Below are 21,695 nucleotides of genomic sequence, written 5' to 3' on the forward strand. Positions count from 1 at the left end.
CCGAGTGAAGCTCTTCGTTACCAGGATCGTTCTGGCGCTCAGGCGTTTCCAGCAATGGCTGGTGGCGCAGCTGATGTTCGGCTTCCTGAATTTCCTGAAGCTTTTTCCTGCCGATGGCGCGATGCGCTTTGCCGACTGGATGACCCGCCAGATTGGCAAGCGGCTGAAGCGCCACAAGCTGATGCTCTACAATCTGCGTCGGGCCTTTCCGGAAAAGAGCGATGCGGAGCTGGAAGCGATTGCGCTGGAAAGCTGGGGCAATATGGGCCGGCTTGCGGCCGAATATGTCTTCCTCGACCAGCTCTTCGATTTCGATCCTGAAAGTGCCGAGCCGGGCAGGGTGGAAGTCTCTGGCATTCCGATTTTCCTGGAGCTGCGCGACAATCCGCGCCCGTTCATCGTCTTTACCGGCCATACCGGCAATTTCGAGCTGCTGCCGGTCGCGGGCAATGCCTTCGGTCTCAGCGTGACCGTGCTCTTCCGCCCGCCGAACAATCCCTATGTGGCGCAGAAGGTCTTCGATTTCCGCAGCGGCCGCATGGGCAAGCTCGTGCCTTCGCATGCCGGCTCTTCCTTTGCGCTCGCTCGTCAGCTGGAAGCAGGGCAGGGCGTTGGCGTCCTCGTCGACCAGAAATTCAGCCGCGGGTTGAAGACGACGTTCTTCGGCCTGGAAACCAAGACCAATCCGCTGCTGCCGAAGCTGGTGCGCCAGTTCAATTGCGAGGTCTATCCGGCCCGCTGCATCCGCCTGCCCGGCAATCGCTACCGCCTGGAGATCGAGCCGAAGATGGAGATGCCGCGCGACGAGAAGGGCAATTTGGATCTTCCCGCCACGGCACAGATGATGAACGACAAGGTGGAGAGCTGGGTGCGCGAATATCCGGCTCAGTGGCTCTGGTATCACGACCGCTGGGATATCAAGCGTTCCGTCAGTCTGTAAGATTCTGCCTGTAAGATTTTGCTCCTGATTTATAATCGGTGAAAAGCGACAGGTCCGGTTCGGTTGAAAATGAGTACGGTTCATGTTACGCGTCTCTACTAGGGCGCGCAAAGCACCTACCGCAAGGCGTAGTCTTTCATTAAGCATAGGCCTCGACCGGTTTCGGAACGTTTCTCAGGAATGGATATTGGGGGTATCTTGCTTGAGTTGTTCAGAGCCTTTTCCTTGCGCTGCGCGCAGATAGAGGAAGCGATAAGGCTAGGGGATGATGGGCGCGTGGAGGCGCTCGACCGCGATATACAGCCGCTGGTCGAGGCGATCCTCTCATGCAGGGCCTCCAGCCTGATTGAAGTCTATATGCAACTCCAGTTTGTAAGCTATCTCATCGCGCAGGATGCCGATGACGCGGCTTTCGTGACGCAATATGCCGCCGTGCTCTCCTATCTGCTCGACCGCTATTTCGGCGCCCATGCGCCGGACTGGCGCGTACCGCTGCCGGTGGACGTGAAGCTCAGGCAACCGCCCGCCTATATTCCCGATACCGATAACGGCCAGTTCCTCAATGCGGCGATCCTGCAGACGCTGCCGGACCGCGTGGCGGTGCTGACGAAGGATTACCGCTATCTCTATTCCAATCCCGTCAATTGCGCCCACCTCGGCAAGAATGCCATGCAGCTCATCGGCCGCCATATCGTCGAGTTCATCGGCGAAGAGCGCTTTGCCAGCGAGGTGAAGGAAAAGCTCGACGCCTGCTTCGACGGCATATCGGCGGATTACACCTACGCGCGGGATGAGCGGCACAATCGCTGCCGCATGGTGCCGCTCCATGACGCAGCGAAGAGGGTGATCGGGGCGCTCATCACGATCCAGAATCTCGGCACCACGGCAACGGCGGACGCCTGATTTCAGTCTTTGCTCCAGACGGCGAGTTCGTAGCCGTCCTTGTCGACGAAATGGAAGCGCCGGCCGCCGGGGAAGGGCGTGATCGGTTTTGCTATAGTGCCGCCGGCCTTTTCGACGCTGGCGAGCACGTCTTCCAGCTTCTCGGCATAGAGGATGACGAGCGGGCCGCCTCCGGCACGCACCGGGCCGAGATTGGTGAAGCCGCCTTTCAGCCTTCCGTCGTCGAACTCGCAGTAGCTCTCCCCGTATTCGGTGAAGCGCCAGCCGAAGGCCGCGCCGTAGAAGGCTTTTGCCGCACCAATATCGGCGACGTTAAACTCGACATAGTCGATGCGGCGGTCATTTTGAGCGTCGTTGCTGGCCATCTTATTTCTCCATCATCGATTTCAGAGCCGCCAGATCCTTCTGGATATGGGCGGCATCGGCGGCGAATTGTTCGTCGGTCATGCCTGGCAGGCGCAGCAGCGTGAACATCACCTCGCAGCCATCACCATTCGGCACGATGCGCAGCGCGTTATAGACGCGCAGGCCGGATTCGATGGTGACGGTATGGTCGATGACGCCGAATTTGTTCGGCGGCACGAAGCTCACGCGGACGCTGCCGAGCGGGCCGTGGGCGATCCAGTCCTCGCCATCGGGTTCCAGGCCGCTCGCAAGGCCGGAGGCCCAGAGCGGCATGTTCTCCGGCCGGCCGGCGAAATCATAGACATCGCGCCAGTCTCTTTTAATCGTGATGTGGACGATGCGGGCGGGCATTGTGTTCATCGGTCTGTCCTTTGCTTTGTGTCAGACTAGCAGGCCGGCACGGACCGTCTTGAACAAAACGGTCAGCGGGTCGTCAATTGGGCGAGCATGGCGGATGGCGTCAGTGTCGTCAGGTCGCCGATTTCGCGGGTCATATGGGCCTGGTCGGAAAAACCGGCTTCGAGAGCGAGAGCGGCAAGGGACAGGGTCCCACTTGCGCGGCACAAGGCCATGAAACGCTGCAACCGGCGGATGCGTTCCAGCGTCTTGATGCCGTAGCCGAAATGGTGGTGGGCGCGGCGGCGCAATTGCCGTTCGCCGATATCGAGCCTCTGCTGCAGGTCGCCGATACGGCCCGATTCATGGTCTGCAGCGGCAAAGATCAGGCGAGCCTCGGGGTCCGGCGCCGCTTCTTCCCTTGCCAGTTCACTCAACAGGGTCGCGAAGAGCGAGAGGGCGGCAGCCTCATCCGGACAGTCGGACAGGCGCGGTTCGAGGAGGGCAGCCTTTTCGGGCGCGATATCGCTCAGGGGAATGGAGAGGCCGGTGATCTCTGACAGAGGCAGCTTCAGCCACGCGGCGCCGGCGCCCGGTGCAAAACGCGCGCCGATAATGCGCATGCCAGGCGTCATCGGAGGGAAGGCGGCTGTGCGGTCCGGCCCGACAACGAAGAGGCGGCCGTCCGCGAAAAGCAGGTCGCAATAGCCATCAGGTACGATGGCGACAGGGCTCGCTGTTCGAATCTCATGCGACCAGAGGCAGCGAAAATGCGGGGCGAGTACCGGCGAGGGCGCATATTCGCGGTAGCGCCCGGCTCTCTTTGCGAGCAGCGGCCTGATATCGCTTTGCCTTGCTGCGGTAGCTGTCATTCCGGCCTCCCAAACCTACGCATATGGTGCTCCCCTGGCCATTCGAAAAGCCTGTTCCGACGGCCTTTTTTCGACCCGAATCGCGGTCTTCGACCTTGCCGTTTGGCCGAGAGAGTGCCACAACATCGCACCATTTCACTCATCGGAGGTTTGTCGTGGAAAAGGCAGAAATCGGACTGATCGGCCTTGCCGTCATGGGTTCCAACCTGGCTCTCAACATTGCGGAAAAGGGCAACAAGATCGCGGTTTTCAACCGCACGCCTGAAAAAACGGATGAATTCTACGAGAGCGCCGGCGATCTCAAGAAGCAGATCATTCCCTGCAAGACGATCGAGGAGTTCGTCGAGGCGATCCGCCCGCCGCGTCCGATCATCATCATGATCAAGGCAGGCGATGCCGTGGACCAGCAGATGGAGGCCCTGCGCCCCCATCTTCAGAAGAACGACATCATGATCGATGCCGGCAACGCCAACTTCCGCGATACGGTCGCTCGCTTCGACCGCCTCAAGGATACCGGCCTGACCTTCATCGGCATGGGCGTTTCGGGCGGTGAGGAAGGTGCCCGCCACGGCCCGTCGATCATGGTCGGCGGCACGGAAGATTCGTGGAAGCGCGTCGAGAAGGTTCTGACCTCGATTGCCGCCAAGTATGATGGCGACCCCTGCGTCGCCTGGCTCGGCAATGACGGCGCGGGCCATTTCGTCAAGACCATCCATAACGGCATCGAATATGCCGACATGCAGATGATCGCCGAAATCTACGGCATCCTGCGCGACGGCCTCGGTAAGAGCGCTGCGGAAATCTCCGGTATCTTCGGCGAGTGGAACAAGGGCCGCCTGAACTCCTACCTGATCGAAATCTCCGAGAAGGTTCTGGCCGCTCAGGACCCGATCTCCAGGACGCCGATGGTCGACATGATCCTCGACAAGGCCGGCCAGAAGGGCACCGGCAAGTGGTCGGCGATCGAAGCGCAGAACATGGGCATTCCGGCAACCGGCATCGAAGCCGCCGTCGCTGCCCGCAGCCTGTCGTCGATGAAGGAACAGCGCGTCGCTGCCGAAAAGATCTTCGGTGATCTCGGTGCTGCCTTCCCGATCGCCTACGGCCCTGAGTTCAACAAGGATCTGGAACTGGCGCTGTTTGCCGGCAAGATCGGCGCCTATGCGCAGGGCTTTGCCGTCATGGCGGAAGCCTCCAAGGAGTTCAACTGGTCGCTGCCGATGCCGACGATTGCCCGTATCTGGCGCGCGGGCTGCATTATCCGCTCGCAGTTCCTCGACGAGATCACCAAGGCGTTTACCGATGCGCCTGATGCGGCAAACCTCATCGTCACGCCTGCCTTCTCCGGCATGGTCAAGGAATTGATCCCGGCGCTGCGCCGCGTCGTGACCGCAGCACTTGCCGCCGGCCTGCCGGTTCCGGCGCTTGCCTCGGCGCTCAGCTATTTCGACGCCTACCGCCAGGGCCGCGGCACTGCCAACCTGATCCAGGCGCAGCGCGACTTCTTCGGCGCCCACGGCTTCGACCGCCTCGACGGCAAGGACTTTCACCATGGCCCTTGGGGCAGCGGTGCATCGACCTTCTGAGGTTTGTCAGGATAAAGATGAAGAGCCCGGCCATCGTGCCGGGCTTTTTGCTATAAGGCCGATGGCGGACGGGAGGTTTTCGACATGCTTCACCATGCATCCTTCGGGGTTGGCAATATCGAGAGAGCCGCGCGGTTTTACGATGCTGCGCTCGGCGCGCTCGGCTATATCAGGGTCTGGGAGGACTTGCGTCCCGGCGAGGTCGGACAGGCTGTCGGTTATGGCGTGCCCGGTGGTGGCGACAAGCTGGCGCTCAAATCGGTGGAAGCGGGGCAGGGCGCGCCAGGTGCCGGTTTCCATCTCGCCTTTGCGGCACCCGACCGGCAGTCGGTCATCGCCTTTTATGCGGCGGCCCTTGCCAATGGCGGCGTCGATAATGGTGCGCCGGGGCTCAGGCAGCATTATGGGCCGAATTACTTTGCGGCCTTCGTGATCGATCCCGACGGGTATCGTGTGGAGGCGGTTTTCAATCAGGCGGAGTGACGGTTGCTCGGCTGAGCGGTGCCACTGCGTTATCCGTTACCTCGCGCTGCAAGTGTGTACGCAATCGCCCTAATTGCTGCCAATTCGAATTGGCACTAATATTAGGTGTTAGAACTATATGGCGGTGCGTACAGGCTTTGGCAGCAATGTCATAAGGCGCTGATCTCACCATCAGGCGCTTGCACATAGTCCTTATCAGGTAATCCTCTTGGTCAGGCGGGGAACTGCTCAAGAGTTGGCTTTTATTCCCGGTGTTTGACTAGTTCTATGAAGGACTATCTGCGTGGCGTTGCGTTGTTCCTTTGAACCGAGAGGGAGACACGGAATGTCGGACAGGAAAGGCTCTGACCCAAACGAGATGCCGCCGAGCGCGCAGGATCTGCGCGATCTTCAGGAGGCGATGAAGCAGAAGGCGACGCGAGCGACGGAGGCGAAGGAGAAAAGTCATTTCGACCTCGTCAATGATTTTATGTTCAAGCATGTCACCGAAAACGAAATCCAGATCGTGCGGCGACTGGTCGATAATGCCCTGAGGGACGGAAAGACGGAAGCGCTGGTCTATCAGTTCTCGTCCGACTACTGCACCGACAGCGGCCGCGCCATCAATAACGGTGCCGATAACTGGCCGGAAACGCTGCAGGGAAAAGCCAAGGAATTCTACGAGCGCTACGAGAAATACGGGCGGCCGCAGGGCTATAAGCTGAAGGCTGTCGTCGTCAATTTTCCGAGCGGCATGCCGGGCGATGTCGGCTTCTTTCTCAATTGGGAATCCGAAAAGCCCAAGCAGTAAACAGACGGGCCATCTACAGCCTCGTCGTGCCGAGAGCATAGTGCATCAGCCGTTTCCTTGGGGGGGCCGTGCTCCGGCATATGACCTTGCCTTTCCGGCAGTTTGACACGCTCCAGTCGCCGTTTGCGAGCCCTCGCGCGGGGAGCAGATGGCAAGCATTCACGTGCCGATATCGAGGAGGCTGAGCGGGTTTCGCGCGAATTGGCTGCGGAGCGATATTCCGGCAGGCCCGTTAATTGCCGCTGTCGGCCTGCCGAACAAGCGCTCATCGCTCCATCGTAGGCCTGCCGCGGAAGCCGGACTCTGTCCCATCATCGTCGCGCCCATAACTGCCCTACCGGCACAAATCGCAGTGACACTGTTGCGGGAATGCGCAGGCATAGGGCATTCCTCTGTGCGAAGCAGCGTTCTGAGCCAGCACTTTCTGAAGGGGTAGAAATGATCAAGGCATCCGTCGACCATGCGGCATTGGCCCGGCAAATCTCTGAAATCGCAACATTGGAGGGCGAATTCGTCCTCCGCTCGGGCCAGGTTTCCAACCGCTATTTCGACAAATACCGCTTCGAAGGCACACCGGCCCTTCTGAAGCCGCTGGCGCAGGCAATGGCGGCCCTTTTGCCCGCCGATACCGAAATCATCGCCGGGCTGGAACTCGGCGGCGTACCGCTCGTGACCGCGATCTCGCTGGAAACCGGCCTGCCCGCCGCCTTCATCCGCAAGGAAGCCAAGACCTACGGCACCTGTCGGGCGATCGAAGGGCAGGACGTGGCCGGCCGGCGCGTGACTTTCATCGAGGATGTGATCAGCACGGGCGGGGCGGTGGCCGATGCCTATCGGATGGCGGTCGGCGAGAAGGCCAAGGTCCTCGGCGTCGTCTGCGCGATCTGGCGCGGCGAGGGGGCTGCGCGCATCGAGGGCGTGCCGAGGCTTGCCGTGTATCCAGTGTTTACGCGGGCCGATCTGGAGAATGCGCGGTAGGCGGGCTGCTGGAGACGGGTTTTTCGGCACAGGCACAAACCGTCCGGCGAGCCTTACCGGGAAAGACGTGCTGGCCTTCGGCGATCACTGCGCCGAGGGCTGCGGCGAAGGTCAGGCGGGAGCGGCGGCGAGCCGGTCGGCCCAGGAGAACCACTGCCGGGTTTCATCGACGAGTGTTTCGCCGACGTCGAAGAAGATCGCTTCTATGGCCATGGCGGGTGGTTTCGCGGATTTGCGTTTGGATCAGCCTACCGCCCGTCCGGCCATTCCGGCTTGCTGATACTCTGCAACAGTTCCGCATCCACGCCATCGATCCGCGCGATCACCTGCTTGGCCATCTCGCGGCCGGCGTGGCGGACGTCTTCGTAAGCGGTGATGATCTCGGGGCGAATCCAGTTGAGGATCGGCGCGGATTGTTTGGAGACGAGGTCCACGTCATGGCCGAGGCGTTTGCCGGCGGCTTCGATGCCGGCGTTGACGGCGATGGCGGCGCTGCCGGCGGATGAGACGATGCCGTCGGGGGCGCCCGGCGAGCGCATCAGTTGTTCCACGGCGTCACGGATTTCGGCGAGCGGGGCATCGATATTGACGCGCAGCGGCACTTCCTCGGCGCCGTAATCGTGCAGGCCGGTCTGAAAGCCGATGCGGGTATGGGTGTAATAGGTGAGCTTGCTCGGCGGCTGCAGCAGGGCAATGCGCTTGCGGCCGCGATTGACGAGCTTCTGCACGGCCTGATGGGCGTAAGCCTCGTTGTCGAAGTCGTGGAAGGGGTGCACGAGGCCGGCATCGGTGCGGCCGTGGGCGGTAAAAGGCATGCCGCTTTCGGCGAGCAGGCGCACGCGCGGATCGTCAGGCTCGACGCGCGAGATGATGACGCCGTCTGCGGAGCCCGTGTCGAGGATGTAGCGCACAGGCAGCATGGGATCCTTGCTGTGCGAATGCGGGGTGACGACGATGTGGTAGGGCGTGCCAGTCAGCACTTCGGAAATGCCGAAGACCATCTGGCTGGAAAAGCCCATGATCTCCTCGTCGATGCTGAGGACGAGGGCAATCACGTTGGTCTTGCCGGTTCTCAGGCGTACGCCGGCCCGGTTTGGCTGATAGCCGAGCTGGCGGGCGACCATGCGCACCCGTTCCTTGGTTTCAGCGCCAATATCCGGTGCATCTTTCAGCGCCCGCGATACGGTCGTCACGCCAAGGCCCGTCATGAAGGCGATCGTCTTCAATGTCGGGCGCTCGCGCGGAACGGAACCGGATGCCGCTCCGCCGAAATTTCCGTTGTTTTCCATCCCTTTAGGCCCGCCTCACGCGATTTGCTTCGCCTTATAGAGGCTTTTTGCTGCGCTGTAAGTATGCCGGCGCTGAAAAAGCTCTCCTCCCTGAGCGAGACAATCTGTAACGATACAGTAGAAATGTCGAGCCCTTTTTCTGATCAACGTTGCATAGTGGTCCTCTATGGTTGAATCGCGTGTTTAGCGCGCGATTTTTTGCACCCGCGAAATGCCGAAATGCCGAAATTGTCAGATTAATCAAAAAATATATAGTAAAATCAGATATATAATGTAATGCCGCAATTGCGAAATCGCTTGCTTACGCTTTTCTTATTGAGCAAAGGTGGAACTGGAGATTACCCTCATAGGCTGTAATGGTGCCTTTCACAGAAAATTTTGTGAGCGGGCGGTTGCGCGGATAAATCGATTGCTCTAAGTTTTTCCGGCAACGTTTCAGTGAGGGAGGAGAACTCATGAAAATCCGTATGATGGCGGCTGTGCTTGCCGCTTCCGTAGCCATTCCGTTTGGTGCCGCCAAGGCAACCGATCTCGAAGTCACCCATTGGTGGACCTCGGGCGGTGAAGCTGCCGCTGTGGCTGAGCTGGCAAAGGCATTCGATGCCACCGGCAACCACTGGGTAGACGGCGCAATCGCCGGTTCCGGCAGCACCGCGCGTCCGATCATGATCAGCCGCATCACCGGCGGTGATCCGATGGGTGCGACCCAGTTCAACCACGGCCGTCAGGCCGAGGAACTCGTCCAGGCCGGCCTCATGAAGGATCTGACCGATGTGGCGACCGCAGGCAAATGGAAGGAAATCATCCGTCCGTCGACCCTGCTCAATTCCTGCACGATCGACGGCAAGATCTATTGCGCACCCGTCAACATCCACTCCTGGCAGTGGCTGTGGCTGTCGAATGCCGCCTTCCAGAAGGCCGGCGTGCCGGTTCCGAAGAACTGGGATGAATTCGTCGCTGCCGCTCCGGCTCTGGAAAAGGCCGGGATCGTTCCTCTTGCGGTCGGCGGTCAGGGCTGGCAGGCAAGCGGCGCCGTCGGCGTGCTGATGATCGCCATCGGCGGCAAGGACAACTACCTGAAGGTCTTCAAGGACAAGGATGCCGAAGTCGCGGCCGGTCCCGAGATCGCCAAGGTCTTCAAGGCTGCCGACGATGCGCGGCGCATGTCCAAGGGCAGCAACGTGCAGGACTGGAACCAGGCCACCAACCTCGTCATCACCGGCAAGGCCGGCGGCCAGATCATGGGTGACTGGGCGCAGGGCGAATTCCAGGTCGCCAAGCAGGTTGCCGGCAAGGACTATACCTGCCTTCCGGGCCTCGGCGTGAATGAGATCATCTCGACCAGCGGCGACGCCTTCTACTTCCCGCTCCAGAAGGATGCCGAGAAGGCGAAGGCCCAGGACGTGCTTGCCGCCACGCTTCTCGACCCCAAGACCCAGGTTGCCTTCAACCTGAAGAAGGGTTCGCTTCCGGTTCGCGGCGACGTCGATATCTCGGCCGCAAACGACTGCATGAAGAAGGGTCTCGATATCCTCGCCGAGGGCAATATCGTCACCAGCTCCGATCAGCTCGTTTCGCCCGATACGCAGAAGCAGATCGAAGACCTCTTCGCCGAGTTCTTCGCCAATAACACGATGACGGCCGAAGCAGCGCAGAAGCGCTTCGCCGACATCATCGCCGCCGCCGACTGATCCTCGGTCCTCAAGCCCATCAGGTCCGGTCCTGCATGTTGCAGGGCCGGATCGCGCCGCCCGGATCTCTGATCCTTCCGGCGACGGCACGTCTCACCCGGCTGCGATCGCGCCAAGACCGCATGACGGTTGCGACAGGGACGGGAAGGGCCGCCGTCTTCGGATGGAGCCCCGATCACCGAAGCGACTGTGCTTCAGGAGGAAACTCAATGACAGGTCAAGCGAAAGCCGGCCGACCGTTTAAATTATTCCGCAATCTGAATTCGAAGATTGCCTCCATTCCCATGATCCTCACCTCCATGGTCATCTTTCTCGGTGGCACGATCTGGACGGTGGTTTATTCCTTCACCAATTCCAAGCTTCTGCCGCGATTGAACTTCGTCGGCATCGAGCAATATCAGCGTCTCTGGGCTGCCCCGCGCTGGGTCGTGTCCATCGAGAACCTGGCGATCTACGGCATTCTGTCGCTGATCTTCAGTCTGGTCATCGGTTTCATGCTGGCGGCTCTCATGGATCAGAAGATCCGTTTCGAGAACACGTTCCGCACGATCTTCCTCTATCCCTTCGCGCTGTCCTTCATCGTCACCGGTCTCGTGTGGCAGTGGATCCTCAATCCGGAATTCGGCGTCCAGGCGGTCGTGCGGTCGCTGGGATGGACGAGCTTCAGTTTCGATCCGCTCTATACGTCTGAAATCGTCATTTACGGGGTGCTGATCGCCGCTCTGTGGCAGGGCACCGGCCTCGTGATGTGCCTGATGCTCGCCGGGCTTCGCGGCATTGACGAGGATATCTGGAAGGCTGCCCGCGTCGACGGCATTCCGATGTGGCGGACCTATCTCTTCGTCATCATCCCGATGATGCGGCCGGTCTTCATCACCACGCTCGTCATCATCGCCAGCGGCATCGTCAAGGTCTACGACCTCGTCGTGGCCCAGACCAGCGGCGGTCCGGGCATCTCGTCGGAAGTGCCGGCGAAATACGTCTACGACTACATGTTCCAGGCGCAGAATCTCGGTCAGGGCTTTGCAGCTTCGACGATGATGCTGCTGACAGTGGCGATCATCGTCATTCCCTGGGCATATCTGGAATTTGGCGGAGGGCGCAAACGTGGCTGACAATATCGCTCTCAAGGCCGTCAATGGCGGCGACACTCCTTTCGAGAAGAAGTCGGTTTCCGGTCCGGCCGGGCCAAAGCCGCGGCCCGTGGTTTCGGGGCGCAACATCATCGTCTACGGCTCGCTTTTCGTGGCCGCCGTCTACTACATGATTCCGCTTTACGTGATGGTCGTCACCTCGCTCAAGGGGATGCCGGAGATCCGGCTCGGCAACATCTTCGCGCCGCCGTTGGAAATCACCTTCGAGCCCTGGGTCAAGGCCTGGGCGACGGCCTGCACCGGCCTCAACTGCGACGGTCTTTCGCGCGGTTTCTGGAACTCGGTGCGCATCACCGTTCCCTCGGTCATCGTTTCGATCGCGATCGCCTCGGTCAATGGTTATGCGCTGGCGAACTGGCGCTTCAAGGGATCGGAATTCTTCTTCTCGGTCCTCATCATCGGCGCCTTCATTCCGTATCAGGTGATGATCTATCCGATCGTCATCATCCTGCGCGAAATCGGCATCTACGGCTCGCTCACCGGGCTGGTCATCGTGCATTCGATCTTCGGCATGCCGATCCTGACGCTGCTCTTCCGCAATTACTTCGTGTCGCTGCCGGAGGAACTGTTCAAGGCGGCGCGTGTCGACGGGGCGGGCTTCTGGCAGATCTTCCTGAAGATCATGCTGCCGATGTCGCTGCCGATCTTCGTCGTCGCGATGATCCTGCAGGTGACTGGCATCTGGAACGACTTCCTGTTCGGCGTGGTCTTCACCCGGCCGGATACCTATCCGATGACCGTGCAGCTCAACAACATCGTCAATTCCGTCCAGGGCGTGAAGGAATACAACGTCAACATGGCGGCAACGATCCTTACAGGACTTGTTCCGCTCATCGTCTATTTCGTGTCGGGGCGGCTTTTCGTCCGTGGCATCGCCGCTGGCGCAGTGAAGGGTTGATCCCATGAACATGAATGCAAGTGTTTCCATCAAGGACCTGTCGCTGAACTTCGGTGCGGTCAGCGTGCTCAAGGATCTGAACCTCGACATCAATGACGGCGAATTCCTGGTGCTGCTCGGCTCTTCGGGCTGCGGCAAGTCGACGTTGCTGAATTGCATTGCCGGGCTGCTCGACGCCTCGGAAGGGCAGATCTTCATCAAGGGCAAAAACGTCACCTGGGAAGAGCCGAAGGACCGCGGCATCGGCATGGTCTTCCAGTCCTATGCGCTTTATCCGCAGATGACTGTTGAAAAGAACCTCTCCTTCGGCCTTCGCGTCGCCAAGGTGCCGCAGGTCGAGATCGACAAGCGCGTGGCGCGTGCCTCCGAGATCCTGCAGATCCAGCCGTTGTTGAAGCGCAAGCCGGCCGAGCTTTCCGGTGGCCAGCGCCAGCGTGTGGCGATCGGCCGTGCCCTGGTGCGCGATGTCGATGTCTTCCTCTTCGACGAGCCGCTGTCGAATCTCGATGCGAAGTTGCGCTCGGAACTGCGCGTCGAAATCAAGCGTCTGCACCAGTCGCTGAAGAACACGATGATCTACGTCACGCACGACCAGATCGAGGCACTGACGCTGGCTGACCGTATCGCCATCATGAAGAGCGGCATCATCCAGCAGCTCGACGATCCGACGACGATCTACAACAAGCCGCGCAATCTCTTCGTGGCCGGCTTCATCGGCTCACCGTCGATGAACTTCCTGCACGGCGAACTGATCAAATCGGGTGACGGCATCGCCTTTACCGCCAATGGCGTCAATTTCTCGCTCGTCGCCTATGACGGCTACGATAAGCTGCAGCCCGGCCGCAAGGTGGTGCTCGGCGTTCGCCCCGAACACATCAAGGTCAACGAGAATACCGGTGGTGAAGAGCATGACGCCACTGTCGACATCGAGGAACCGATGGGCGCGGACAATCTTCTGTGGCTGAAACATGCCGGTCACACGATGTCGGTACGCATCAACGGTGCGCGCCGCTTCAGCGTCGGAGCCAAGGTGAAGCTCAGCTTCGACATGTCGCTCGCCTCGGTCTTCGACGCCGAAAGCGAACTGCGCCTCTAGAAAGTTCTGCGGGCGGCGCTGGAAACAGTGCCGCCCGATCCTCCAATCGGCCGTCAGGCCAGCCAAAATTCGGCCGCAGTCCGGCTTGTCCGGCACTCCCAGGAGCGGCCCGATCAGGATAAGACTATGACATCCTTGCCGAAGAACGGTTTCAACATCGAACTTTCGGGCTCGTGGCAGCTTGCCTCCGCCGATGGCGAGATTCGCAGCGTCATCACGCTGCCGGGCGACGTGCACACCGCGCTTCACCGCGCGGGACTGATCCCGGATCCCTATTTCGGTCGAAACGAGGAAAAGGTGCAGTGGGTCGCCCAGCGCGAATGGGTGGTCGAGCGCAGCTTCACGCTTCCTGATGCCGAGGGCGACTGGTATCTCGACATCGACTACCTCGACACGGTCGCCAGCGTTCACGTCAACGGCTTCCTGGCGCTCGAAGCCGATAACAGCTTCCGCCGCTACAGGCCGGATGTTTCGAGCATGCTGAAGAAGGGCGAGAACACGATCCGCATCGTCTTTGCCTCAAGCATTGCCACCGGTGCCGAACGGCAGAAGAAGCAACCCTTCTACATTCCCTATAGCACCGGCAACTCGCCGATCCCTGACGGCAACATGCTGCGCAAGCCGCAGTGCCATTTCGGCTGGGACTGGAATATCGCCATTGCCCCTCTCGGCCTCTACGGCACGATCGCTCTGAAGAAGCTGGAGACGGCGCGCATCGAGCATGTGCTGACACGCCAGACGCATAATGCCGATGGCTCGGTGGAACTGCAGGTGACGGCGACGCTCTACGCCAAGAATGCCGGCATCGCCCAGCTCTATTTCGATCTCGATGGCGAGCGTGTGCGGCTCGATGTTGGCGTGAACCCCGGCGAGGCTGACATCAACCACGTCTTCCAGATCGACAATCCGCGTCTCTGGTGGCCATCCGGCAGCGGTGAGCAGGCGCTTTATACGCTCACCGTCGAGCTTGACTCCGACAGCGTGACGAAGCAGATCGGCCTGCGCACCATCGAGCTTATCACCACGCCCGATGCCGCCGGCAGCCGTTTCGCCTTCAAGGTCAATGGTCACGAAATCTTCTGCCGCGGCGCCAACTGGATCCCGGCCGATGCGCTGTTCTCGCTCTCGTCGCAGGAGAAGACCGAGGACCTGCTGCAGTCGGCCAAGGCCGCCAACATGAACATGATCCGTGTGTGGGGCGGCGGCTTCTACGAGCACGACTGGTTCTACGATATCTGCGATCGCCTTGGCCTGATGGTCTGGCAGGACTTCATGTTCGCCTGCAACCTTTATCCCTCGACCGAAGACTTCCTCGAGAATGTCGCCGTCGAGGTGGATTACCAGGTTCGTCGGCTGTCCTCGCATGCCTCGATCGCGCTCTGGTGCGGCGATAACGAGCTTGTCGGCGCGCTCACCTGGTTTGAGGAGTCCCGCAAGGACCGTGACCGCTATCTCGTTTCCTACGACCGCCTGAACCGCACCATCGAACAATCTGTGAAGAAGGCGATGCCTGGCGCCCTCTGGTGGCCGTCGAGCCCGGCTTCCGGCTATCTCGATTTCGGCGATGCCTGGCATGCCGATGGTTCCGGCGACATGCATTACTGGTCGGTCTGGCACGAGAACAAATCGTTCGACAATTACCGCTCGGTCAGGCCGCGCTTCTGCTCGGAATTCGGTTTCCAGTCCTATACGTCGCTGCCTGTTATCAAGACCTATGCCGACGCCAAGGACATGAATGTCGCGTCACCCGTCATGGAGCTGCACCAGAAGAACGCCGGCGGCAACGAGCGCATTGCCGGCACGATGTTCCGCTACTTCCGCTTCCCGAAGGATTTCCCGAATTTCGTCTATCTCAGCCAAATTCAGCAGGGCCTGGCGATCAAGACGGCGGTGGAATATTGGCGTTCGCTGAAGCCGCATTGCATGGGCACGATCTACTGGCAGCTCAACGACACCTGGCCGGTGGCCTCCTGGTCGAGCCTCGACTACGGTGGCCGCTGGAAGGCGATGCACTATCTCGTCAAGCGCTTCTTCCAGCCGGTGGCGGTCGCCGCCATTCCGTCCGACGACGGCAAGTCGATCCGCTTCTCGCTGGTCAATGACACGCTTGCCGAGGTGAGCGTCGATCTCGCGATCTCCATCCTGACAATGCAGGGCGAACGCAAGCACCTGAAGAATGTGCAGGCCATGTGCGTGCCGGATGCGGCCTGCACTGCGGCGACGCTCGACATGTCCGAGATACCCCCGGGTACGCTGCTTGCCTGGCGCTTCACGGCCTCGAACGGCATGGGCGGCGAGGGGCACTATGTGAACGGCACCTACAAGGCGCTGGAACTGGAGCCGGCGGGCCTTTCCATCATCCGCGAATTCGTCGAGGAGAACGGCTCGATCGATATCGACGTCACCGCCAAGGGCCTGGCGCTCTTCGTGATGATCGAAACGGATACGGACGGCAAATATTCCGACAACGCCTTCGACCTTGCAGCCGGCGAAAGCCGCCGCATCACCTTTACGCCGGCAAAACCGCTCGAAGAGGGCAAGCTGCCGGAATTCCGCTTCTACGACCTGCATTCCTGCCAATCGGCAGATTGATCTTACGTGAGAACGGGCACGAGGCCCGAGGAGGATGACATGACCAAGCTCAGCTATCAGCTTTATAGCGCCCGCAATTTCCCGCCGCTGTCGGCGATCTTCGAAAAGCTCGGCAAGGCCGGCTACAGCGAAGTCGAAGGTTTCGGCGGCATTTATGCCGAACTCGACGAGGCCGGCCTGAAGAGCCTGCGTGCCGATCTCGACAAGAACGGCCTCGTGATGGCGACCGGCCATTTCAGCCCCGATTTCCTCGACGGCAATGTCGAGAAGTCGCTGCAGATCGCCAAGATCCTCGGCATGGATTCCATCTATGCGCCGCACCTGATGCCCGACCAGCGCCCGACGGATGCTGCCGGCTGGCTCGCCTTCGGCAAGCGCCTGCAGGAAATGAGCAAGCCCTACAAGGATGCGGGCTATGAATTCGGCTGGCACAATCACGACTTCGAATTCGTGAAGCTTTCCGACGGCTCGCTGCCGATCGAGCGCATCTTCGAAGGCGCGCCAGGCATCACCTGGGAAGCGGATATCGCCTGGGTCGTTCGCGGCGGTGCGGATCCCTATGCCTGGGTCGAGAAGCTTGGCTCCCGTATCAGCGCTGTCCACGTCAAGGACATCGCACCGGCTGGCGAAGCCACTGACGAAGGCGGCTGGGCCGATGTCGGCCACGGCACGATCGGCTGGGCAAGGCTGCTTCCGGTCGTCAAGGCCAAGACCAAGGCCAAGCATTTCGTCGTCGAGCACGACAATCCCAATGATATCGACCGCAACATCACGCGCTCGATCGCTTCCTTCAAGAGCTACTGAGGCAGACCATGACCAAGGAACTTGGCGTCGGCATCATCGGATGCGGCAACATCTCCACCACCTACTTTTCACTCGCACCGCTCTTCAAGGGGCTGAAGGTGCTTGCCTGCGCCGATATCAACGTGCAGGCCGCAAAGCATCGCGCCGAGGAATATGGCGTGACGGCACAGACGATCGAAGAGCTTCTCGCCAATGACGAGATCGACGTCGTCGTCAACCTGACGATCCCGGACGCGCATTATCCGGTATCCAAGGCAGCACTCGAAGCCGGCAAGCATGTCTATTCGGAAAAGCCGCTGGTTCTCTCGCTGGAGCAGGGCGAAGAGCTTCGCCGCATCGCCAAGGAGAAGGGGCTTTCGGTCGGCTGCGCCCCGGATACTTTCCTCGGCGGCGCGCATCAGCTTGCCCGCAAGTTCGTCGATGACGGCGGTATCGGCCGCATCACGTCCGGCGCCTGCTACGTCATGGGCCCGGGCATGGAAATGTGGCACCCGAACCCGGACTTCTTCTTCCTGCCGGGCGGCGGCCCGATCCTCGACATGGGTCCGTATTACATCGCCAACCTGATCAACCTGATCGGACCGGTGAAGCGTGTCGCCGGCCTGACCTCGATGGCGTCGGAGACCCGCACCATCACCAGCCAGCCGCGCAACGGCGAGACCATCCCGGTCAAGACGCCGACGACGATCCAGGCGCTGCTCGAATTCGTCTCGGGCGCCACCGTGACGTTGACGGCGAGCTGGGATGTCTGGTCGCACCGCCATGCCAATATGGAGCTTTACGGCACGGACGGATCGCTCTACGTGCCGGATCCGAACTTCTTTGGCGGTGTTGTCGAGGCAAGCGGCCGCGACAAGGACATCAAGGCGCTCGGCGCCTGGGATCACCCGTTCGGCAAGTTCAACCAGGAAAGCCCGAACGGCCCGCGCGCCAACTATCGCACCGCCGGCCTTGCCGACATGGCCATGGCGCTGATCGAGGGCCGCGATGCACGCTGCTCGCTCGACCGCACACTGCATGGCGTCGACATCATGACTTCGATCCTGAAGTCGGGTGCGGAAGGCCGGTTCGTGGAGCTCACGACGACCTGCACGCAGCCGGCGGCGCTGGGTATCGACGAGGCGCAGGCGCTGTTGAAGTAAGGTGAGGGAGCGCGCCGTACATTTGTCGTAACAGCGCGCTTGCTCCAACGCTTCCGTCATCCTCGGGCTTGTCCCGAGGATCTGCCGCGCCATCAGTAGATCCTCGGGACAAGCCCGAGGATGACGACATGGAACGGTAGCGGCCTACCGCTGGAGAGGCCCGACCCCTGCCGAAGTCGTACAGGACACGCGCCATGCGCTTGCCGTATTGGCGCGCTTACTCCAATAGTGGCCGTCGCGCTTTGCCCGACAAGAGGGCGGCGGCGTTTTCAGCTTTCGACTGCCGCTTGGTGCGGGATACGAAAGAGAAGCACTTTTACAGGTTGAGGAGACCTCAGATGAGCTGGCAACCGGCCGAAGACCGATATTCGAGGATGAAGTATAACCGCACGGGCCGTTCCGGCCTGAAGCTCCCGGCCGTTTCCCTCGGCCTCTGGCACAATTTCGGCGGTGACACCCCGCATGACCGCAAGGTCGATATGTGCCGCACGGCCTTCGATCTCGGCATCACGCATTTCGACCTCGCCAATAATTACGGCCCGCCTCCCGGCAGCGCCGAGACCGCGTTCGGCGAAATCCTGCGCACCGATTTTGCTGGTCTCCGCGACGAACTGATCATCTCTTCCAAGGCAGGTTACGACATGTGGCCGGGTCCTTACGGCGAGTGGGGCAGCCGCAAGTATCTGATCGCTTCCTGCGACCAGAGCCTGCAGCGCATGGGTCTCGACTATGTCGATATCTTCTATTCGCACCGTTTCGATCCGGACACCCCGCTGGAAGAGACCTGCGGTGCGCTCGACTATATCGTGCGTTCCGGCCGCGCGCTCTATGTCGGCATTTCCTCCTATAATTCGCAGCGCACCCTGGAGGCGGCCGCGATCTTGAAGGATCTGGGAACGCCTTGCCTCATCCACCAGCCGAGCTATTCCATGCTCAACCGCTGGGTCGAGGATGACAAGCTGCTCGATACGCTCGACGAGGTCGGCATGGGCTCGATCGTGTTCTCGCCGCTCGCCCAGGGCATGCTGACGACGAAATATCTCGGCGGCATTCCCGCCGACAGCCGTGCGGCGCAGAACCACTTCCTCAAGAAGGATTTCATCCGCCCTTCGATCATCGACAATATCAGGAAGCTCAACGAGATCGCCGAGAAGCGCGGCCAGACGCTGGCGCAGATGGCGATCGCCTGGGTGCTGCGCGGCGGGCGCGTGACCTCGGCGCTGATCGGCGCCAGCCGCTCCTCTCAGATCGTCGATTGCGTTGCCGCACTCGACAATCTCGAGTTCTCGGCAGAGGAGCTGAAGCAGATCGATGTCTATGCCAAGGAGGCCGACATCAACCTCTGGGCCAAGTCCGCAGAGCTGGAATAGCGTAAGGCAGGGGGAGTTTGTGGCAGCGCAGTGCCCCGTACTCCCTCATTCCTGTGCTTGTCACAGGAATCCAGCCGCCGCGCGTCGGCGCGGCGAGAAGAGTCCTTTCAGCCCAATGACTTGGGCTGGCTTGATCTCTGTGACAAGCACAGAGATGAGGGGAGGCGGAAGTCTGCCCGCTCGTGTCTGACGTACGTACCGCAATCTTACCTCTGGAGGAGCCGCCATGATCCGCAATCCCATCTTGCCTGGATTCAATCCCGATCCGTCCATTTGCCGCGTCGGCGACGACTATTACATCGCGACCTCCACCTTCGAATGGTATCCGGGTGTGCAGATCCACCATTCGCGCGATCTGGTGAACTGGAAACTGGTGCGGCGGCCGCTGGAGCGGGCCTCGCAGCTCGACATGCGCGGCAATCCTGATAGTTGCGGCATCTGGGCGCCATGCCTTTCCTATGCCGACGGACAGTTCTGGCTCGTCTATACCGACGTCAAGCGCTTCGACGGCAATTTCAAGGATGCGCATAATTACATCGTGACTTCGCCCACCATCGAGGGCGAATGGTCCGAGCCCGTCTATGTCAATTCCTCGGGCTTCGATCCGTCGCTCTTCCATGACGAGGACGGCCGCAAGTGGTTCATCAACATGCAGTGGAACCACCGTACAGAAAGCTATGGCGGCTCGCCGAAGTCGCCGGCCTTCGACGGCATCCTGCTGCAGGAATGGGACCCGCAGACGAAGGCGCTGAAGGGCCCGATCAAGAACATCTTTGCGGGCAGCCCGCTCGGCCTCGTCGAAGGGCCGCATCTCTTCCGCAAGAACGGCTGGTATTATCTGACGACCGCCGAGGGCGGTACGGGCTATGACCATGCGGTAACGATGGCGCGCTCGCGCAATATCGACGGCCCCTATGAGCTGCATCCGAACCGGCACCTGATCACGTCCAAGGACAATCCGGAAGCGGTGCTGCAAAGGGCAGGGCACGGGCAGTACGTCGAAACATCAGATGGCCAGGTCTATCATACACATCTCTGCGGCCGGCCGCTGCCGCCGAAGCGCCGCTGCACGCTGGGGCGCGAGACGGCGCTGCAGAAATGCGTCTGGCGTGAGGATGGCTGGCTCTACCTCGAAAACGGCACGACGGTTCCCGATGTCGAGGTGCCGGGGCTTGGCGGTGCTGCGCGGGCGGAAAAGCCGATGCGAAGCGAATATTCCTTCGACGGCGGCAAACTGCCTGATGATTTCCAGTGGCTGCGCACGCCGCAGCCGGAGCGCATCTTCAACCTCACGGACCGTCCCGGCCATCTGCGGCTGATCGGTCGCGAAAGCGTCGGCTCCTGGTTCGAACAGGCACTTGTCGCCCGCCGGCAGGAGCATCACAGTTTCCGCGCCGAAACAGTCGTGGAATTTGCGCCGGATACCTATCAGCAGGTGGCGGGCCTGACGCACTACTATAACCGCCACAAGTTCCATGCCGTCGTGGTGACGCTGCATGAGAAGCTCGGCCGTTGCGTTACGATCTTCTCCTGCGATGGCGACTATCCGAACGGCCGCATGACGTTCCCCGCCGGTGCGGGCGTGGCGATTCCGGCCGATGGCCGCGTGCAGCTCTCCATGGAAATCCGCGACAACGACCTGCAGTTCTTCTGGCAGACGGAAGGCAAGGGCGCCTGGCAGCCGATCGGCCCGGTTCTCGATGCCGGCGTCGTCTCGGATGAAGGCGGGCGCGGCGAGCATGGCTCGTTTACCGGCGCCTTCGCGGGCATCCTCGCTTTCGATACGTCGGGCCGGGCAAAGACGGCCGATTTCGACTGGTTCAACTACGAGGAACTGTGAGGGCCGCGATGGCAGGCGATATCCGTATCGAGCCGATGAGCGAGGAGCATATCGAGGGCTTTCACCGGGTTCTCGATACGGTGGCGCGCGAGCGGAAATATCTGAGCCTTCTCCAGGCGCCCTCGCTGGAGGAGACGCGCAAGTTCGCGTTGGCCTCGATTGCCGCGGGTAATGTGAACCTCGTCGCTGTCGATGGCGGCGAGATTGTCGGCTGGTGCGATATCCGCAGGCATTTCTTTCCTTCGCATGTCCATCGCGGCTCGCTCGGCATGGGCCTGCTTCCCGCTTATCGCGGGCAGGGGCTCGGCCGCCGCCTCATCGAGGCGGCGATAGCGGGCGGGCGTGAGGCGGGCATGGTGCGCATCGAATTCGGCGTGCATGCCGATAATGCGCGGGCGATCCGGCTTTATGAGAGGGTTGGCTTCTTGCGGGAAGGGGTGAGCCGCGATGCCTTCTGCGTCGATGGCGAGTACACGGATGTCATCAACATGGCGCTGATCTTCCGGTAGGCGGCCTCTTCCCTTTT

20 protein-coding genes are annotated in these 21,695 nt (G+C 60.9%); 16 read left to right on the top strand and 4 right to left on the bottom strand.

Features of this window, described 5'->3' with window-relative positions; genetic code table 11:
- Positions 1-4 precede the first annotated feature (4 nt).
- Entirely contained in the window at positions 5-940 is a 936-nt protein-coding gene (locus tag ACR9ZQ_RS10635; protein WP_310387388.1) for a lipid A biosynthesis lauroyl acyltransferase, read from the top strand.
- Between the two features lie 198 nt (positions 941-1,138).
- Positions 1,139-1,843, top strand: a complete 705-nt coding sequence (locus ACR9ZQ_RS10640; RefSeq protein ID WP_481427746.1) for a PAS domain-containing protein — start codon at positions 1,139-1,141, stop codon at positions 1,841-1,843.
- Positions 1,844-1,845: 2 nt separating this feature from the next.
- On the opposite strand, the gene ACR9ZQ_RS10645 is transcribed toward ACR9ZQ_RS10640, so the two are convergent.
- The 3 genes from ACR9ZQ_RS10645 to ACR9ZQ_RS10655 form a co-directional block, all read right to left on the bottom strand.
- Positions 1,846-2,208: a VOC family protein gene (locus tag ACR9ZQ_RS10645; protein WP_481427747.1), complete on the bottom strand. Its 363-nt coding sequence runs from the start codon at positions 2,206-2,208 to the stop codon at positions 1,846-1,848.
- Between the two features lies 1 nt (position 2,209).
- Positions 2,210-2,608, bottom strand: a complete 399-nt coding sequence (locus ACR9ZQ_RS10650) for an SRPBCC family protein (RefSeq protein WP_481427748.1) — start codon at positions 2,606-2,608, stop codon at positions 2,210-2,212.
- Positions 2,609-2,670: 62 nt separating this feature from the next.
- Positions 2,671-3,456, bottom strand: a complete 786-nt coding sequence (locus ACR9ZQ_RS10655) for a DUF6597 domain-containing transcriptional factor (RefSeq protein WP_310387383.1) — start codon at positions 3,454-3,456, stop codon at positions 2,671-2,673.
- Positions 3,457-3,611: 155 nt separating this feature from the next.
- Between ACR9ZQ_RS10655 and gndA the strand changes: the two genes are divergently transcribed.
- The 4 genes from gndA to pyrE all read left to right on the top strand — a co-directional run bounded on the left by gndA (position 3,612) and on the right by pyrE (position 7,293).
- Positions 3,612-5,042 carry an NADP-dependent phosphogluconate dehydrogenase gene (gene gndA, locus ACR9ZQ_RS10660; RefSeq protein WP_481427749.1) on the top strand — a complete coding sequence of 477 codons (1,431 nt, stop codon included), beginning with the start codon at positions 3,612-3,614 and terminating at the stop codon, positions 5,040-5,042.
- Positions 5,043-5,126: 84 nt separating this feature from the next.
- Entirely contained in the window at positions 5,127-5,525 is a 399-nt protein-coding gene (locus tag ACR9ZQ_RS10665) for a VOC family protein (protein WP_113183544.1), read from the top strand.
- A 325-nt stretch (positions 5,526-5,850) separates the two neighbouring features.
- Entirely contained in the window at positions 5,851-6,315 is a 465-nt protein-coding gene (locus ACR9ZQ_RS10670; protein ID WP_310387379.1) for a histidine kinase, read from the top strand.
- 438 nt (positions 6,316-6,753) lie between these two features.
- Positions 6,754-7,293, top strand: coding sequence for an orotate phosphoribosyltransferase (gene pyrE, locus ACR9ZQ_RS10675; protein WP_310387377.1), 540 nt, complete (start codon positions 6,754-6,756; stop codon positions 7,291-7,293).
- A gap of 248 nt (positions 7,294-7,541) precedes the next feature.
- Here the strand turns inward: pyrE and ACR9ZQ_RS10680 are convergent, their stop codons facing one another.
- A complete protein-coding gene (locus ACR9ZQ_RS10680; protein WP_310387375.1) occupies positions 7,542-8,582 on the bottom strand; it encodes a LacI family transcriptional regulator in 1,041 nt (346 codons plus the stop codon).
- Between the two features lie 455 nt (positions 8,583-9,037).
- On the opposite strand from ACR9ZQ_RS10680, the gene ACR9ZQ_RS10685 reads away from it, so the two are divergent.
- The 10 genes from ACR9ZQ_RS10685 to ACR9ZQ_RS10730 all read left to right on the top strand — a co-directional run bounded on the left by ACR9ZQ_RS10685 (position 9,038) and on the right by ACR9ZQ_RS10730 (position 21,678).
- The gene (locus ACR9ZQ_RS10685) at positions 9,038-10,273 is read left to right on the top strand and encodes an ABC transporter substrate-binding protein (RefSeq protein WP_481427750.1); all 1,236 of its coding nucleotides are present in this window, start codon (positions 9,038-9,040) and stop codon (positions 10,271-10,273) included.
- A gap of 209 nt (positions 10,274-10,482) precedes the next feature.
- Entirely contained in the window at positions 10,483-11,388 is a 906-nt protein-coding gene (locus tag ACR9ZQ_RS10690; RefSeq protein ID WP_481427751.1) for a carbohydrate ABC transporter permease, read from the top strand.
- 4 nt (positions 11,389-11,392) lie between these two features.
- On the top strand, positions 11,393-12,325 hold the full coding sequence (locus ACR9ZQ_RS10695; RefSeq protein ID WP_481429292.1) for a carbohydrate ABC transporter permease: 933 nt from the start codon (positions 11,393-11,395) through the stop codon (positions 12,323-12,325).
- A gap of 4 nt (positions 12,326-12,329) precedes the next feature.
- The gene (locus tag ACR9ZQ_RS10700; protein ID WP_310387370.1) at positions 12,330-13,421 is read left to right on the top strand and encodes an ABC transporter ATP-binding protein; all 1,092 of its coding nucleotides are present in this window, start codon (positions 12,330-12,332) and stop codon (positions 13,419-13,421) included.
- Positions 13,422-13,547: 126 nt separating this feature from the next.
- The gene (locus ACR9ZQ_RS10705) at positions 13,548-16,013 is read left to right on the top strand and encodes a beta-mannosidase (RefSeq protein WP_481427752.1); all 2,466 of its coding nucleotides are present in this window, start codon (positions 13,548-13,550) and stop codon (positions 16,011-16,013) included.
- 39 nt (positions 16,014-16,052) lie between these two features.
- Positions 16,053-16,817: a sugar phosphate isomerase/epimerase family protein gene (locus ACR9ZQ_RS10710; RefSeq protein WP_481427753.1), complete on the top strand. Its 765-nt coding sequence runs from the start codon at positions 16,053-16,055 to the stop codon at positions 16,815-16,817.
- Between the two features lie 8 nt (positions 16,818-16,825).
- Positions 16,826-17,959 (top strand): Gfo/Idh/MocA family protein, encoded by a 1,134-nt coding sequence (locus ACR9ZQ_RS10715; protein ID WP_481427754.1) that lies wholly within the window; start codon positions 16,826-16,828, stop codon positions 17,957-17,959.
- Between the two features lie 338 nt (positions 17,960-18,297).
- The gene (gene mgrA / locus ACR9ZQ_RS10720) at positions 18,298-19,329 is read left to right on the top strand and encodes an L-glyceraldehyde 3-phosphate reductase (protein WP_481427755.1); all 1,032 of its coding nucleotides are present in this window, start codon (positions 18,298-18,300) and stop codon (positions 19,327-19,329) included.
- Between the two features lie 226 nt (positions 19,330-19,555).
- Positions 19,556-21,169, top strand: a complete 1,614-nt coding sequence (locus ACR9ZQ_RS10725; protein ID WP_310387362.1) for a glycoside hydrolase family 43 protein — start codon at positions 19,556-19,558, stop codon at positions 21,167-21,169.
- 8 nt (positions 21,170-21,177) lie between these two features.
- Positions 21,178-21,678 (top strand): GNAT family N-acetyltransferase, encoded by a 501-nt coding sequence (locus ACR9ZQ_RS10730; RefSeq protein WP_310387360.1) that lies wholly within the window; start codon positions 21,178-21,180, stop codon positions 21,676-21,678.
- Positions 21,679-21,695: the final 17 nt, after the last annotated feature.

This window comes from Rhizobium sp. KNZ14-9A (assembly GCF_056755015.1).

What these genes read in the sequence shown, in the direction of transcription:
- ACR9ZQ_RS10645 (WP_481427747.1), bottom strand. Translation starts at nt 2,208, where the DNA reads ATGGCCAGCAACGACGCTCAAAATGACCGCCGCATCGACTATGTCGAG.
- ACR9ZQ_RS10650 (WP_481427748.1), bottom strand. Translation starts at nt 2,608, where the DNA reads ATGAACACAATGCCCGCCCGCATCGTCCACATCACGATTAAAAGAGAC.
- ACR9ZQ_RS10655 (WP_310387383.1), bottom strand. Translation starts at nt 3,456, where the DNA reads ATGACAGCTACCGCAGCAAGGCAAAGCGATATCAGGCCGCTGCTCGCA.
- ACR9ZQ_RS10665 (WP_113183544.1), top strand. Translation starts at nt 5,127, where the DNA reads ATGCTTCACCATGCATCCTTCGGGGTTGGCAATATCGAGAGAGCCGCG.
- ACR9ZQ_RS10670 (WP_310387379.1), top strand. Translation starts at nt 5,851, where the DNA reads ATGTCGGACAGGAAAGGCTCTGACCCAAACGAGATGCCGCCGAGCGCG.
- pyrE (WP_310387377.1), top strand. Translation starts at nt 6,754, where the DNA reads ATGATCAAGGCATCCGTCGACCATGCGGCATTGGCCCGGCAAATCTCT.
- ACR9ZQ_RS10680 (WP_310387375.1), bottom strand. Translation starts at nt 8,582, where the DNA reads ATGGAAAACAACGGAAATTTCGGCGGAGCGGCATCCGGTTCCGTTCCG.
- ACR9ZQ_RS10685 (WP_481427750.1), top strand. Translation starts at nt 9,038, where the DNA reads ATGAAAATCCGTATGATGGCGGCTGTGCTTGCCGCTTCCGTAGCCATT.
- ACR9ZQ_RS10690 (WP_481427751.1), top strand. Translation starts at nt 10,483, where the DNA reads ATGACAGGTCAAGCGAAAGCCGGCCGACCGTTTAAATTATTCCGCAAT.
- ACR9ZQ_RS10700 (WP_310387370.1), top strand. Translation starts at nt 12,330, where the DNA reads ATGAACATGAATGCAAGTGTTTCCATCAAGGACCTGTCGCTGAACTTC.
- ACR9ZQ_RS10705 (WP_481427752.1), top strand. Translation starts at nt 13,548, where the DNA reads ATGACATCCTTGCCGAAGAACGGTTTCAACATCGAACTTTCGGGCTCG.
- ACR9ZQ_RS10710 (WP_481427753.1), top strand. Translation starts at nt 16,053, where the DNA reads ATGACCAAGCTCAGCTATCAGCTTTATAGCGCCCGCAATTTCCCGCCG.
- ACR9ZQ_RS10715 (WP_481427754.1), top strand. Translation starts at nt 16,826, where the DNA reads ATGACCAAGGAACTTGGCGTCGGCATCATCGGATGCGGCAACATCTCC.
- mgrA (WP_481427755.1), top strand. Translation starts at nt 18,298, where the DNA reads ATGAGCTGGCAACCGGCCGAAGACCGATATTCGAGGATGAAGTATAAC.
- ACR9ZQ_RS10725 (WP_310387362.1), top strand. Translation starts at nt 19,556, where the DNA reads ATGATCCGCAATCCCATCTTGCCTGGATTCAATCCCGATCCGTCCATT.
- ACR9ZQ_RS10730 (WP_310387360.1), top strand. Translation starts at nt 21,178, where the DNA reads ATGGCAGGCGATATCCGTATCGAGCCGATGAGCGAGGAGCATATCGAG.